Genomic DNA, 14,322 nt, shown 5'->3' on the forward strand with positions numbered 1-14,322 from the left:
AGAGGCGTCTGCTCGGTCATGCTCTCACATCGGGCGCTCCTCAAGGAAGTCGAGCAGCCGCTCGCTCGCGTCGGACGTCTCGCTCTTCGGCCCGAACACCGGCGGCAGATCCCCTCCGCCCGGCCACGTGCGCCCGCCCCCACGACAGCGCAGCGCTCGACCTCGGCCTCGTCGGCGCAGCGCGACCACGCCGTGCACGTCGTATCGCCGTGCGCGCACGTGATGTGGGAGACGTCAGCGCAGCCGTCGCGATCGCGCCAGATCGGAGACAGGACAGTGCGATGGGCCGGACATCATCACAGCTCTCTCTTTCGGGATCTCGAAAGCCATCCGGAGGTGCGCTGTCGGCGCGGACAGCGTCTCACACGCCCGGCAAAGCTGGCCTCGAGTCCACCGCGACAGCCCTCTGGATGGCGTCGCGGAGCCACCCGTGGCCCTCGTCGTGCTCGGAGCGCTCAGGCCAGACGAGCGTCAGCGTGTAGCCCTCGAGCTGGAACGGGCACGGCCGCACCACGAGATCGAGCCTCCGGGCCAGGGCCGCGGCGACGCGCGCGGACACGGTGAGCAGCAGGTCGGAGCCGGAGACGATGAACGGCGCGACAAGGAAATGGGACACGGTCAGCGTCACCCGCCGGCGTGTTCCCTGCTCCGCCAGCGCCCGATCGATGGCGCCGTGGTCCTCTCCGTGCGGCGAGACCATCAGGTGCTCGCAAGCAGCGTAGCGCGCCGCGGTGAGCGGCCTCCGGGACGCCGGGTGTCCGCGGCGCATCACACAGACGATCTCCTCGGCCGCGAGCAGCGTGGAGCGACAGCCGTCGGGCACCGGTCCGCCGCGCCCGAGCTTGCCGTCGAGCTCGCCGCGGCGCAGGAGCTCGGCGAAGTCGGCCGGGATGTTCCCGCAGCGCAGGTTGACGCGCGGCGCCTCCACGGCGAGCAGCGCGGTCAGCGCCGGGAGCACGAGCAGCTCGAGGTTGTCGGTCGCGACAAGCCGGAACGTGCGCTGCGACCGCCGCGGGTCGAACCGCTCGACCGGGCGGAAGACCTGCTCGAGCCGCTCGACGGCCTCGGCCGCCCGCGGGGCCAGGTCCCGCGCCCGCTCGCTCAGCGTCATCTGCCTGCCGACCTGGATGAGCAGCGGGTCCTCGAAATGGGCGCGCAGCCGCGCGAGCGCGTGGCTCATCGAGGGCTGCGTCACGCCCACGCGGCGCGCGGCGCGCGTGACGCTCTTCTCCTGGAGCAGGGCGTGCAACGCCACGACGAGGTGGGTGTCGACCGACTGCAGCCGCATGGTCGATGGATATCACGTCGATCCATCGACGGCGTCTATGGATCGCCGCGCCGACTGCCGATTCGACGCCCGGGCCCTGGGTGCCTATCTCTCCTCTCCGGACGGCGCATGCCGCCGCGCGGCGCGCGCCTACCCCCCAGCGAGGAGAGCAACCCCATGATCATCGAGTACGTTCGCTACACGATCCCCGCGGAGCAAGAGAAGGAGTTCCTGGCCGCTTACCGCGACGCCGCCGCGGAGCTGCGCGGGTCGGAGCATTGCCTCGACTACGAGATCTCCCGCTGCGTCGAGGATCCGACGAGCTACGTCGTCCGCATCTGCTGGGACTCGCTGCAAGGCCATCTCCAGGGCTTCCGCAAGGCGGCGGCGTTCCCGTCGTTCTTCGCCAAGGTGAAGCCGTTCTACGAGCGTATCCAGGAGATGAGGCACTACGCCTTGACCGACGTCGCCGCGCGGCAGGCGGGGACGGCCGCGACGGGCTGAAGGGTAGCCCCTGCGGCCCCCCGAGCGCCGAGGCCGCCTGCGCCGGCCTCGGCTGCTCCCCGCCAGCCTGTCCGCGCCTCACATCGAGCCCCTTGCAGGCCCAGCGCGCCCGGTGAGGTGCGGTGTGACGCCGCGATCCCGGAAAGCCGCTGGGGAGACCGCGCGGGGAAAGCGACGCGCCGCTTCCGCCGCGGTGCGGGCGGGTGCAGGATGCGGCCATGGGAATGCCTCCGGCGCTCGACCGAGACCACCGCCGCGCCGCGCGCGCGCGCGCCGCCGCCCTCATCGCGCTCCTCGCAGCCGGCGCCGCGCTCGCGGCCTGCTCCAGGAGCACAGGCGGGCCGAAGCACCGCGAGGCGGCGCCGGAGCGCGACAGCGCCTGCACCGATCCAGCGAAGCCCAGGGCGTACTTCTATCCTGCGGAGAACCGGACTGACTACGCGCCTGACGATCCCTGGAAGGACGGCTGCGCCATGCTGGTGCCGGATCACCTGTTCTGCTGTCCGGAGAAGGCCCCCACCGGCTCGCCCTGATCCGCGCCGCCCCGCCGCGCGCGCACATGCCGCTCGTCCGGAGCGCAGCCGCCCCCCGCGCGTGCGCCACACAGGCCGCAAACGTCCCACACGCCGCGCCTGCAGGCCGAGCGCAGGGCGCCCTGCGGAGCGCCGCGCGCCCACCTCGGGCGCCGTCGCGCGGCGACCGACGCGGCCGTCGCGCGGCGATCGACGCGCGGGCAGCGCGCTTCACGGCGACGTGGGGATACCCTGGCCTGGCCGTGGATCTGTTGAGCCACGCCGGGTCGAACCTGCAGGACCGCGGGCCGAGCTCGCTGCGCGTTCCCTTCCCCGCAGCCTGAAGCGGGCGAGCGTGGCGCCGCAGCGGGGCGGCCGACACGGGTGCCGCACAACGCGGCATGTCGCATTCTGCGGCGGCGCCGGGCGGATGGCTGGACGCGCGCACCTGCGCGCGCCACCTGCGCTACGACGCCGGACATGAAGCTCGCGCGCAAGCTGACGCTCGCCCTCGTGTTCGGGGTATTCCTCGTGCTCGCGCTGAGCGCCTACGCCCAGATCCGCAGAGAGGCCAGGATCTTCGAGAACGACGTCCAGCGCGACCACCACACGATGGGCCGCGCGCTCGCGGCCGCGGTCATGGAGGTGTGGCGCGCCGAGGGAACCGCGCGGGCGCTGCGCCTCGTGGAGGACGCCAACGAGCGGGAACAGCAGGTGAACATCCGCTGGGTCTGGCTCGATGGCCAGGCCGACGAGCCCCATCGCCCCCGGCTGGCGCCGGAGCTGCTCGCCCCCGTCGCCGAGGGGCGAGCGGTCGTGCGCCGGATCCCACAGAAAGACGCGGATCTGCTCGTGACCTGCGTGCCGGTGTCCGTGCCCGGCGACCGCGCCGGCGCGCTCGAGCTCTCCGAGTCGCTCGCGGGCGCGCGCCGGTACATCCGGAGCATGATCCTGAGCACGGCGATCACCACAGCCGCCCTGACGCTGGTATGTGGGTTGCTTACAACGGGCCTCGGAGTCTGGCTGGTGGGACGCCCCATGCGCACGTTGATCGACCAGGCGCGGCGGATCGGCGCCGGCGATCTCTCCGGGCGGCTGTCGCTGCGCCAGGAAGACGAGATCGGCGAGCTCGGGCGCGAGATGAACGCCATGTGCGATCGCCTCGCCGCGGCGAACCAGAAGCTCGAGTCCGAGGCCGCCGCGCGGATCGCCGCGCTCCAGCAGCTCCGTCACGCCGAGCGGCTCGCGACCGTCGGCAAGCTCGCGTCCGGGATCGCGCACGAGCTGGGCGCGCCCCTCCAGGTCGTCACGGGGCGCGCGCGGATGCTCGTCGACGGCGACGTGTCGGGCGATGAGGTGCCGATCAATGGACAGATCATCCTCGAGCAGTCGCAGCGGATGACCCAGATCATCCGCCAGCTGCTCGACTTCGCCCGGCGCCGCAGCGCCGAGAAGCAGGAGACCGCGCTCCGCGGCGTCATCCGCGGCACGTTCACGATGCTGAAGCCGCTGGCGGACAAGCAGGGTGTCACGATCGTCGAGGAGGGAGACACGCCGGATCGGGTGGTCCACGCCGACGCCGACCAGCTCCAGCAGGCGCTCACGAACGTCGTCGTCAACGCGATCCAGGCCATGCCGTCCGGCGGCACGATCGCTGTGCGTGTCCAGGCCGTCCGCGCCAGCCCCCCGCCCGACCAGGGAGAGGCCGAGGGCGACTACATCGCGCTGTCGGTGCGCGACGAGGGACAGGGCATGACGGCCGACGTCCTCGAGCACGTCTTCGAGCCGTTCTTCACGACCAAGCCCGTCGGCGAGGGGACCGGGCTCGGCCTGCCGGTCGCCTACGGCATCATCAAGGAGCACGGCGGCTGGATCGACGTCGACAGCCGCCCCGGCTCCGGGAGCCAGTTCACGATGTACCTGCCGCAGGAGAAGCCATGACCGGACGCGTCCTGATCGTCGACGATGAGCGAGGCGTCTGCGAGCTCCTCGACGCCGGGCTGAAGAAGCGGGGATTCCAGGCGGCGTGGCGCACGTCGGCCGCCGAGGCGCTCGAGCTCCTCGGCGCGGAGGACTTCGACGTCGTCGTCACCGACATGACCATGCGCGGCATGAACGGCCTCGAGCTCTGCGAGCGCATCGCCCAGAACCGGCCCGATCTGCCGGTCATCGTCATCACCGCGTTCGGGAGCCTCGACACCGCCACGTCGGCGATCCGCGCCGGCGCCTACGACTTCGTGACCAAGCCGTTCGAGCTCGACGCGCTCCGGCTCACCGTCGAGCGCGCCCTGCGCCACCGCGCCCTCCGCGAGGAGGTGCGCCGGCTGCGGCGCGCCGTGGACGACTCCCACCGTTACGAGCAGATCCTCGGCGGCAGCCCGGCCATGAAGGGCGTCTTCGATCTGCTCGACCGGGTCGCCGACTCGGACACCTCGATCCTCATCACCGGCGAGAGCGGCACCGGCAAGGAGCTCGTCGCGCGCGCCGTGCACCAGCGCAGCCGGCGCGGCCAGGGCGCGTTCATCGCGGTGAACTGCGCGGCGGTCCCGGACGCCCTGCTCGAGACCGAGCTGTTCGGCCACGCGCGGGGCGCCTTCACCGACGCCAAGGGGGCGAGGAGCGGCCTGTTCGCGCGGGCCCACGGCGGCACCCTGTTCCTCGACGAGATCGGCGAGCTGCCGGTCGGGCTCCAGCCGAAGCTCCTGCGCGCCCTCCAGGAGCGCGTCGTCCGGCCCGTCGGCGCGGACGAGGAGGTCCCCGTGGACGTGCGGCTCATCGCGGCGACCAACCGCGACCTGGAGACAGCGATCGAGGAGCGCCGCTTCCGCGAGGACCTCTATTACCGGATCAACGTGGTCCACGTCGATCTGCCGCCGCTCCGCTCCCGCGGCGCCGACGTGCTGCTGCTCGCGCAGCGCTTCCTCGAGCACTTCGCGACCGTCAAGGAGCGGCCCATCAAGGGCCTCTCGGCGCCCGCGGCCGAGAAGCTCGTCGCCTACGCGTGGCCCGGCAACGTCCGCGAGCTCCAGAACTGCATCGAGCGGGCCGTCGCGCTCGCGCGGTACGATCAGATCACGGTCGACGATCTCCCCGAGAAGATACGGAGTTACAGGCGCTCTCACGTCCTGGTCTCGAGCGACGACCCGACCGAGCTCGTCCCCATGGAGGAGGTCGAGCGGCGCTACATCCTGCGCGTCCTGGAGGTGGTCGGCGGAAACAAGAGCCAGGCAGCCCAGGTCCTGGGCTTCGATCGAGCGACCCTGTACAGGAAGCTCGAGCGGTACGGCCTGCGCGCCGGGCGCGCGGGCGACCCGAGGCCGTGATCCGCCCGGCGCCGCGCCGGAGGTGATTTTAGGAGCGCCTCGCGGCGGCGGCGCCGCTCGTCCTCGCGCTGTTGCAGAACGCGACACCCGCGGCGCCGCGCGATCGGCAGCGCCGCGCGCGGGCGCGCGCGTTCTGCGCTGGTGGCATGAGAGCTGCCTGAAAGCAGGGCGCGAACATGAGCCACACAACGGCGGCGTCTGCTGCTCCGGACCGGAGAGTGCCAGTCGACTGGATCGCGCTCGCGAACGCCTTCGACAACATCGCTCGAGGCGTGCGCCATTTCCTTCACCTCGACACGGGCGCCGTGCTCCGGCTGAACGAGCGGCTCGTCGATCCCGCCACGCGCGCGCGCATCGAGGAAGACCCGGGGTGCGTGCTCATCGAGGCCATCGCCGCTCGGGATCAGTATCGATGGCTGGAGGCGTTCATTCCCACGGTGGAAGACCTCGAGTTCCGGCTGGCGCTCCTGCACAGCATGCAGGGCCCAGGATCGTTCCGGCGGTTCAAGGCCGCGCTCTCGGCCAGGCCGGAGCAGCTCCGCCGCTGGCGCGCCTTCCGGCAGGAGCAGATCCGGGTCGCGATCCTCCGGTGGTTCCACGCCCGCGGGCTCACGCCCGTCGCGCTCGAGCTCTCCTCGCAGGACGCGAGCTCCGAGCCGCAGAGCTCCCGCGCCGTCGACTCGGCTCGCCAGCAGCTTTACTCCGCGGCGGACGGCCTCTGTCCGAGCGACCTCCAGGCGCTGACGTCGCTCGCGGAGTACCTGCGCGCGGCGCGCTCGGCGCTGCGGATCCCCGCCGATTCATCCATGGGAGACGCCGCGCGGGCCGTCCGCCTGATCCCTTGACGACGAGCGCGGCAGCTCGATCCGGAAGACCGAGCCGGCGCCGGGACGGCTCTCGACGAAGAGGCGGCCGCCGTGCGCCTCGACGATGCGCTTCGCCACCGCGAGGCCGAGGCCCGTGCCCGGGATGGATCCAGACGTCGACTTGAGCCGCCGGAACGGCTCGAAGAGGTGCGCCAGATCCTCGGGCTCGATCCCGAGCCCGCGATCGCGAACGGTGATCTCGGCCCCCTCGCCGTCGGCGCGGACCGCCACGTCGACCTGCCCCCCGGCAGGGGAGTACTTGAGCGCGTTCGACAGGAGGTTGTTCAGCACCTGCTCGATCCGGGTCGCGTCGCAGCGGACGAGCACCTGTGTCTCGGGGAGCGAGAGCTCGATGGGGTGCTCCGGCGAGACAGGGCGATAGAGGTCCACCGCCTCCTGCGCGAGATCGCGCAGGTCGCGCTCCTCCACCCGGAGTTCGAGCTTGCAGGCCTCGATCTGCGACGCGTCGAGGAGGTCCCCGACCATGCGCTCGAGCCGGTCGACCTGCCGCCCGACGAGCGCCATGGTCCGGCGCACGCTCGACTCCTGGGGCCGGTTGTCGGCGTCGAGGAAGTGCACGGACAGCCGGAGCGCCGACAGCGGGTTCCTGAGGTCGTGGGCCACGCCGCCGAGGAACGCGAACTGCGCCTCGCGCTGGCGCTCCAGCGACTCTGCCATGTCGTTGAAGGCGCGCGCGATCTCCCCGAGCTCGCGCGGCCCGATCAGCGGCGCGCGCGCGGCGCGGTCGCCCGCGCCGTAGCGCCCGATGGCCTCCTGGATCGCGACGATGGGGCGGTAGATGAGCCACCGCGCGCTGAGGAGGATCGTGGACGCGCCCGCGAGGAAGAACACCACCGCCGCGAGGCCGGCGCCGGTCGTGCGCCGGGTCAGGTGCGCGACGAGCGCCTCCGACGCGCGGGCCTGCTCGAGGTTGATCTCGACCAGGTGATCGAGCGCCCTGAACGCCTCGTCGAGCGCGGGGTCGTGCACGCCGACCAGGCCGGGTTCGCGCGCGCCAGGCGCCGACGGGAGCTCGTCGGCGTCGGCGGCGCGGCGCCGGGCGAGGTAGTCCTCCACGCGCCGCTCCGCGTGCTCGAGGATCCTGCCCTCCTCCGGGCTGCTCACGTGGTCGCGCGCCGCCGCGAGGCCGCTCCTCAGGCCTTGCTCCCACGCCGCCAGGGAGGGGGCCAGCTCCCCGCGGCCGGAGCCGACCGCGCGGCGGCTCTGGTGCGCGTCGAGCAGGAGATCGATCTCCAGCCTCTCCACGAGCCGGACGCTCTCGACCGTGGCGCCGAGGATCCGGGTGGTCTGTTGCATGGTCGTCGACGCGACCATCAGCGCGCCGACGACAACGATGGCCACGCTCGTGAGAAGAAGCGTGGCGGCCCCGAGGAGCGCGCTCAGGCGCACGGGCCGCGGAAGACGGGGCCAGCTCAGGCCCTGCGGAGTTGGCTGTCGCATCTTCCTGCGTTGGTTCGGATCCGCGCCGGATGCAACGTCGCCTCGATGGAGAGATTGAACTGCAGAGGCACAGAGCACATCGAGACAGGGAGCGATAAGCGCGCTGCGCCCGCGGCGCTCCCCGCCCCTCCGGGCCGGCATCACCGGCCGCTCGCGCCTCGATCATCTCGGTCCTCTGGACGGTGTTCCCCGTTTCCTCGACACTGCGCGAGATGCCCGCCCGCACCCCCCGCAAGCCCCCGCCGCCCGCCTCGCCCGCTGGCCCCGCCGGCGCGCCGGACGACCTCACCGACAGCGATCGCGACGCGCTGCTGCGCTGGCGGCTCGCGCTCGGGCCCGAGGCCGAGCGGGTCGACCCGCGCCTCTCCCTCGGCGGGCTCGGGGGCGCGGCGCCCGCGATCGACGTCGACGCGCGGCGGCTCGGCGACCTCGACAAGGCGCTCTCGTTCATCTACGACGAGCGCGCCGGCGGCCTCGGCGGCTCGCGGCCCTACGTGCCCGAGTGGCTCTCCGCCGTGCGCGAGTTCTTCAGCCACGAGGTCGTCGCCCTCGTCCAGAAGGACGCCATCGAGCGAAAGGGGCTGACGCAGCTCCTCTTCGAGCCCGAGACGCTGCCGTTCCTCGAGAAGAACATCGAGCTCGTCGCCACGCTCATGAGCGCCAAGGGCCTCATCCCGGACGCCGCGCGGGACACCGCCCGGCAGATCGTGCGCGAGGTCGTCGAGGAGGTGCGGCGCGCGCTCGAGGCCGAGGTCCGCACCGCCGTCCTCGGCGCGCTGCGCCGGAACACGACGAGCCCGCTGCGCGTCCTCAGGAACCTCGACTGGAAGCGCACCATCCGCAAGAACCTGAAGGGGTGGGACGCGGAGCGGCGCCGCCTCGTCCCCGACAAGCTCTATTTCTGGGCGAACCAGACGCGACGGCACGAGTGGGACGTCGCCATCCTCGTCGACCAGTCGGGCTCGATGGGCGAGAGCGTCGTCTACAGCTCCATCATGGCCGCGATCTTCGCGTCGCTCGACGTCCTCCGCACCCGGCTCCTCTTCTTCGACACCGAGGTCGTCGACGTGACTCCGATGCTCGTCGATCCGGTCGACGTGCTGTTCACGGCGCAGCTCGGCGGCGGCACCGACATCAACCGCGCCGTGGCCTACGCCCAGGCGAACTTCATCGAGCGGCCCGAGAAGACGCTGCTCATCCTGATCACCGACCTGTTCGAGGGCGGCAACGCCGAGGAGCTCGTCGCGCGCATGCGCCAGCTCGCCGACAGCAAGGTGAAGTCGATCTGCCTGCTCGCGCTGTCGGACGGCGGAAAGCCCTCGTACGACCACGAGATGGCGCAGAAGCTCGCCGCGCTCGGGACCCCGTGCTTCGGCTGCACGCCGAAGCTCCTCGTCAAGGTGGTGGAGCGGCTCATGCGAGGTCAGGACCTCGGCCCGCTGCTCGGCGCCGACGCGCGGTGAGCGCCCCGCGCGGCGCGGGATCACGGAAGCAAAGAGGACGCAGAGGCACTTGTCTCTCGTCTGCGTCCTCTGTGTCCTCTGCGCCTCCATGGCCGCCCGTCAGGGGCCCCGCGACCGACAGGCGCGGCTCGCGAACCTCGCCGACGTCAGCGAAGGCGCGCCCTGGACATCCGCGGCCGCGCAGGCCGCGTCAGCGCGCGCGACGGATCGGCTTGGCGGCGCGCTCGTCCGCCCGCCGGGCGGCGGCGCGCTTTCGCGACGTGGCGCCGTGGGCAGCGCTCGCGGAGACGCGACGGCGGGCGCCGGCCGCGCGAACCACCGCTTCGAGCGAGGGTGACTGGCCCACGAGAGGACCAGTGCTGATCGAGGGGCCGACTAGGCTGATAGAAAGTTTCACTTGAACTACCGATGTGGTGGCGGACCGATCACGTCGCTCAGCGGAGGGCTCGTCGACCTATAAACTGTTTTGATCTTTTGCGCAGCGTCACGATGCGGAGATCACGACCCCTGAGCGCCCGTCCGGACGTGAACTTGTCCCCCCGGGGGATCCACACGCCTTCCGCCTCTCACGACGGACGTACGCATACACCGCGGAGGCACGAAGGCACGGTTGTGGGTTCGCTCCGTGCCTTCGTGTCTCCGCGGTGCTTGGCGAGGGACTGCCCCCGGAGGTTGCACCGGGCGCTCTGTCCGAGCTGGTTGCACGATGCAGGCCAACGATGGCCGGATGCCGGCGTCGCCCGTTTTCCGGGGATGGCCATGGTCCGCCTTTCATGGTTGAAACCACTGGTTGCAACCATGGCGGAACGGAGCGGCGTCGCTGCCCCCGCGGCGCCTGGCGCCCCTGGGAGAGCGCCTCTCGGCCCGCAGGACCGGTCAGCGGGGATCCAGGGCGCTGGCCCAGCGGCCCCGGCGATCCAGCCGCGCGGGGCGGGAGCGGCAGCGTGGATCACTGCGGACTTGCCCTCGACCGAGGTCCGCATCCGGATCGGCTTGCCGCGACCGTAGCCGATGGCGTTCATGAGCAGGCTGGCGATCACCGGGTCGACGCCTAGGTGGTCCCACCGGCCGATCGCCGAGGTCGAGCGCCTGGGCGACGTCCCCCGGCGAGCACGCGACGCGCAGGCCGGGACGCCCGCTCGTCAGCCCCCCGCCGCGCTGCCCACGCCGAGACGAGTTCCTGCAGGCGATCTCGGGCTCACCCTCGCGCGAGGACCTGCTCCTCGGTGAGCCCGATAGACGCTGCCCGGGCCTCCCCCCCCCACTCCGTACCTGCCCGACAAAGGACCAGCCCACGCGCGCTGTCATTCGGTTGAGCACCCGCCTTCTGTTCGCAGGGTGCGCCTCGAAGAGTCGGACAGGTCGCCTTCCGGAAAGGCAGAGGCCTGGTGTCCGCCATGTTTCCGGCGTGCTTCGCAGCTCGGACCACGGGCCACCTCTACCCGGGCAACTCGACCTGATGCAATGCAGTCGACCCCGCCTGGCCCTCGCGACGCCAGGCCCACCACAGCGTACTCGGCGCAACCACTCAGCCCTCACGATAGCTCTGTAACTTTTCTTACAACATGCGCACTTGATTGAAAGACTGGAAAAGCGAACGACGAAAGGTTGCGTATATTACTGTAGGTGCTAGCCTGGCGCGCACTTCCCTATGCCCGACACGTCGTCGTCTAGCCCCGTAATGGCGATGGGGCTATGGGACTCGAAAGCCCGGTCCGTAGAGGATGCACGGCCTGCCTCGGGGCTCCCTCGTCCATCCGCGGGCATCGCTGTGGTGGGAATGGGATGTCGCTTCCCCGGCGGCATCGATTCGCCCGGATCCTTGTGGGCGGCCCTATCTCAAGGGCGCGACCTTATCAGCGAGGTCCCGCCGGACCGGTGGGATGTCAATGCCCACTACGACGCCGACGCAAGCGTCCCCGGGAAGATTGCGACCCGCCATGGCGGCTTCCTCGCCGGGGTCGCGGCGTTCGACGCGCCTTTCTTCGACCTCTCGCCGCGCGAAGCGAAACATATGGATCCGCAGCAGCGCCTCGGCCTCGAGACGGCGTGGGAGGCGCTGGAGGACGCAGGCCTGGACGCGAGGAGCTTGCGGGGCAGCCGGGCAGGGGTGTTTGTCGGCTCGATGTGGGCGGAGTACGACGTGCTCGCGTCGCGACATCCCGAATCCATCTCGCCGCACGGGGCCACGGGGAGCGACCCGGGGATGATCGCAGCGCGCATCGCCTACACCTTTGGCCTTCGTGGGCCGGCCTTGTCGGTGAATACCGCGTCGTCGTCCTCCCTCGTGGCGGTGCATCTCGCATTGCAGAGCTTGCAGAGCGGAGAGTGCGAGCTCGCGCTGGCCGGCGGCGCGAACCTCATCCTGACCCCATACAACACGATCAAGATGACGAAGCTCGGGACGATGTCGCCCGACGGCCGGTGCAAGGCGTTCGACCACCGCGCCAACGGCTACGTGCGCGCCGAGGGCGTCGGGTTCGTGGTCCTGAAGCCGCTGTCGCGGGCGACCGCGGACGGGGATCGGATCTATGCGGTCGTGCGTGGCTCGGCCGTGAACAACGACGGGCTGACCGACGGGCTGACCGCGCCGAGCGGGGAGGCGCAGGAGGCCGTGCTGCGAGAGGCGTATGCGCGCGCCGGGGTGTCTCCCGCCGAAGTGGACTACGTCGAGGCGCATGGGACGGGAACGCCGCTCGGCGACCGCGTGGAGGCGACGGCGCTGGGACGGGTGCTCGGCGCAGGACGCGCGGCGGATCGCGCGCTGCGGGTCGGTTCGGTCAAGACCAACCTCGGTCACGCGGAGGCAGCCGCCGGGGTCGTCGGTCTGATGAAGACAGCGCTGTCGCTGCGTCACGGGTCGCTTCCGGCGAGCCTGCACGTCGAGCGCCCGAACCCCGAGATACCTTTCGAATCGCTGGGCCTCCGGCTCCAGACGGCGCACGGCGCGTGGCCGGAGGTCGATCGGCCCCGGCGAGCAGGCGTGAGCTCATTCGGCTTCGGCGGCACGAACTGCCATGTGGTGCTCGAGGAGTGGCGCGGGGGCCTCCAGCAGAGCGCCGCCGAGGCGGGCAGCGAACCCGGCGCCGCCGTACCGCCGTCTGGCCTTCCCCTTGTGCTGTCGGCGAGGGACCACGGGGCGCTGCGGGCGCAGGCGGGCCGGTGGGCGGCGTGGCTCACGGAGCACCGCGAGGCGCGCTGGGAGGACGTCGTCCACACGGCGGCAGTGCGGCGGACGCACCTCGGCGCTCGGGCCGCGGTGATGGCGGCGGGCGTGGCCGAGGCCGTCGATGCGCTGAAGGCCCTGGCCGACGGGCGCGCCCACGGGGCCGTGACGGTCGGCGAGGCGCGCGAGCGGGGCAAGGTGGTCTTCGTGTTTCCGGGCCAGGGCAGCCAGTGGCCGGCGATGGGGCGAGCGCTCCTGTCCGCGTCGCCGGTGTTCGCCGAGGCCGTCGAGGCGTGCGACGCGGCGCTGAGGCCGCTGACGGGCTGGTCGGTGCTCTCGTTGCTGCGCGGCGACGCCGGGGAGGCAGCGCCGTCGCTCGACCGCGTCGACGCGGTGCAGCCGGCCCTGTTCGCGATGGCTGTCGGCCTGTCCGCTGTCTTTCGCGCGTGGGGCCTCGATCCTTCGGCCGTGGTGGGCCACAGCCAGGGCGAGGTCCCGGCGGCGTACGTCGCGGGGGCGCTCTCGCTCGACGACGCGGCGCGGGTCGTGGCGGTCCGAAGCGCGCTCGTGCGGCGGCTCGCGGGCGCAGGGGCGATGGCGGCGGTGGAGCTGCCGGCCGGCGAGGTGGAGCGCCGCCTGGCGCCGTTCGGGGGGGCTCTGGCCATTGCGGTGGTCAACACGTCGAGCTCGACGGCCGTTTCGGGAGACGCCGAGGCGGTGGACAGGCTGGTCGCGCAGCTCGAGGCCGAAGGCATCTTCTGCCGAAAGGTGAACGTCGATTACGCATCCCACAGCGCGCACGTGGACGTCGTGCTGCCAGAGCTCCTGGAGCGCCTGGCGCCGGTCCGGCCAGGGGCCACGAGGATCCCCTTCTATTCGACAGTGACCGGCGGTGTGCTGGAGGGGACGGCGCTCGACGGGGCGTACTGGTGCCGCAACCTGCGCCAGCCGGTGCGGCTGGACCGCGCGCTCGCCCGGCTGCTGGACGACGGGCATGGCGTCTTCGTGGAGGTCAGTGCGCACCCGGTGCTGGCGTCGCCGCTGACCGCGGCGTGCGCCGAGCGCGAGGGCGTGGTTGTCGGCAGCTTGCAGCGCGACGACGGCGGGCTCGCGCGGCTCCTCGGCTCGCTGGGCGCGCTGCATGTGCAGGGCCAGCCTGTCGACTGGCGCGCGGTGCTGGCGCCGTTCGGCGGCAGCCTGGTGGACCTGCCGACCTATGCATTCCAGCGCCTGCGTTACTGGTTCGATACGGACGAGAGCGCGGCCCTCGCAGCGGCGTCCAGCGTCGCGGAAGAGTCGTGGTCAGAAAAGCTGGCCGGGCTGCCTCCCGCGCGACGGGAAGAACGGCTGCTCGAATGGGTGCGCGCAGAGATTGCAGCGGTGCTCGGGCTGGAGGCGCCGGCGGTGCCGCCAGACGTCTTGCTGCGGGATCTCGGATTGAAATCGCCGATCGCCGTGGAGCTGGGGAGCCGGCTGGGACGCAGGACACGCCGGAAGCTGCCCGTGACCTTCGTTTACAACCACCCGACGCCACGAGCGATCGCTCGCGCCCTCCTGGAGGGAATGTTTTCCTCGATCAAGGACTCTGCTTCGAGCGCCGCTGACGGCCGCCGGCCGCCGGGGGTGCTCGAAGACGTTGCGCCCCCACAGGCGCTCGAGACGTCCGAGATGTCCGACGATGAGCTGTTCCAGTCCATCGATGCGCTCGTCTAGGGAGACCGCGCTCTCGTCGAAGAAGGTTGTTCAACGCTGCGGGTCGA

Annotated in this window: 10 protein-coding genes; 7 read left to right on the top strand and 3 right to left on the bottom strand. The window is 71.7% G+C overall.

Going from position 1 to position 14,322, the window contains the following annotated elements; genetic code table 11:
• Positions 1 to 24 precede the first annotated feature (24 nt).
• The gene (locus WMF42_RS38595; RefSeq protein ID WP_437688189.1) at positions 25 to 219 is read right to left on the bottom strand and encodes a hypothetical protein; all 195 of its coding nucleotides are present in this window, start codon (positions 217 to 219) and stop codon (positions 25 to 27) included.
• 142 nt (positions 220 to 361) lie between these two features.
• Positions 362 to 1,288, bottom strand: coding sequence for a LysR family transcriptional regulator (locus tag WMF42_RS38600; protein WP_437688190.1), 927 nt, complete (start codon positions 1,286 to 1,288; stop codon positions 362 to 364).
• A gap of 156 nt (positions 1,289 to 1,444) precedes the next feature.
• On the opposite strand from WMF42_RS38600, the gene WMF42_RS38605 reads away from it, so the two are divergent.
• From WMF42_RS38605 to WMF42_RS38625, 5 genes are all read left to right on the top strand, one after another.
• A complete protein-coding gene (locus WMF42_RS38605; RefSeq protein ID WP_434043616.1) occupies positions 1,445 to 1,771 on the top strand; it encodes a putative quinol monooxygenase in 327 nt (108 codons plus the stop codon).
• A gap of 218 nt (positions 1,772 to 1,989) precedes the next feature.
• Complete coding sequence (locus tag WMF42_RS38610; RefSeq protein ID WP_437688191.1) at positions 1,990 to 2,304, top strand: hypothetical protein; 315 nt, start codon at positions 1,990 to 1,992, stop codon at positions 2,302 to 2,304.
• 459 nt (positions 2,305 to 2,763) lie between these two features.
• A complete protein-coding gene (locus WMF42_RS38615) occupies positions 2,764 to 4,224 on the top strand; it encodes a sensor histidine kinase (protein WP_437688192.1) in 1,461 nt (486 codons plus the stop codon).
• Positions 4,221 to 5,606: a sigma-54-dependent transcriptional regulator gene (locus tag WMF42_RS38620; protein WP_434043619.1), complete on the top strand. Its 1,386-nt coding sequence runs from the start codon at positions 4,221 to 4,223 to the stop codon at positions 5,604 to 5,606. The genes WMF42_RS38615 and WMF42_RS38620 overlap by 4 nt, the downstream gene beginning before the upstream one ends.
• Before the next feature lie 176 nt (positions 5,607 to 5,782).
• Positions 5,783 to 6,451, top strand: a complete 669-nt coding sequence (locus WMF42_RS38625) for a UPF0158 family protein (RefSeq protein ID WP_437688193.1) — start codon at positions 5,783 to 5,785, stop codon at positions 6,449 to 6,451.
• Here the strand turns inward: WMF42_RS38625 and WMF42_RS38630 are convergent.
• Complete coding sequence (locus tag WMF42_RS38630) at positions 6,407 to 7,834, bottom strand: ATP-binding protein (RefSeq protein ID WP_437688194.1); 1,428 nt, start codon at positions 7,832 to 7,834, stop codon at positions 6,407 to 6,409. The genes WMF42_RS38625 and WMF42_RS38630 overlap by 45 nt on opposite strands.
• A gap of 311 nt (positions 7,835 to 8,145) precedes the next feature.
• Between WMF42_RS38630 and WMF42_RS38635 the strand changes: the two genes are divergently transcribed.
• Both WMF42_RS38635 and WMF42_RS38640 read left to right on the top strand, forming a co-directional pair.
• Positions 8,146 to 9,396: a VWA domain-containing protein gene (locus tag WMF42_RS38635; protein ID WP_437688195.1), complete on the top strand. Its 1,251-nt coding sequence runs from the start codon at positions 8,146 to 8,148 to the stop codon at positions 9,394 to 9,396.
• A gap of 1,687 nt (positions 9,397 to 11,083) precedes the next feature.
• The gene (locus WMF42_RS38640; RefSeq protein ID WP_437688196.1) at positions 11,084 to 14,275 is read left to right on the top strand and encodes a type I polyketide synthase; all 3,192 of its coding nucleotides are present in this window, start codon (positions 11,084 to 11,086) and stop codon (positions 14,273 to 14,275) included.
• Positions 14,276 to 14,322: the final 47 nt, after the last annotated feature.

Origin of the sequence: Sorangium sp. So ce176 (assembly GCF_051519835.1) — a bacterium.
In the GTDB taxonomy this organism is placed as follows: Bacteria; Myxococcota_A; Polyangia; order Polyangiales; family Polyangiaceae; genus Sorangium; species Sorangium cellulosum_G.

Coding starts and splice junctions, on each gene's coding strand:
- WMF42_RS38615 (WP_437688192.1), top strand. CDS start 2,764: ATGAAGCTCGCGCGCAAGCTGACGCTCGCCCTCGTGTTCGGGGTATTC.
- WMF42_RS38605 (WP_434043616.1), top strand. CDS start 1,445: ATGATCATCGAGTACGTTCGCTACACGATCCCCGCGGAGCAAGAGAAG.
- WMF42_RS38610 (WP_437688191.1), top strand. CDS start 1,990: ATGGGAATGCCTCCGGCGCTCGACCGAGACCACCGCCGCGCCGCGCGC.
- WMF42_RS38620 (WP_434043619.1), top strand. CDS start 4,221: ATGACCGGACGCGTCCTGATCGTCGACGATGAGCGAGGCGTCTGCGAG.
- WMF42_RS38640 (WP_437688196.1), top strand. CDS start 11,084: ATGGGGCTATGGGACTCGAAAGCCCGGTCCGTAGAGGATGCACGGCCT.
- WMF42_RS38635 (WP_437688195.1), top strand. CDS start 8,146: ATGCCCGCCCGCACCCCCCGCAAGCCCCCGCCGCCCGCCTCGCCCGCT.
- WMF42_RS38625 (WP_437688193.1), top strand. CDS start 5,783: ATGAGCCACACAACGGCGGCGTCTGCTGCTCCGGACCGGAGAGTGCCA.
- WMF42_RS38600 (WP_437688190.1), bottom strand. CDS start 1,288: ATGCGGCTGCAGTCGGTCGACACCCACCTCGTCGTGGCGTTGCACGCC.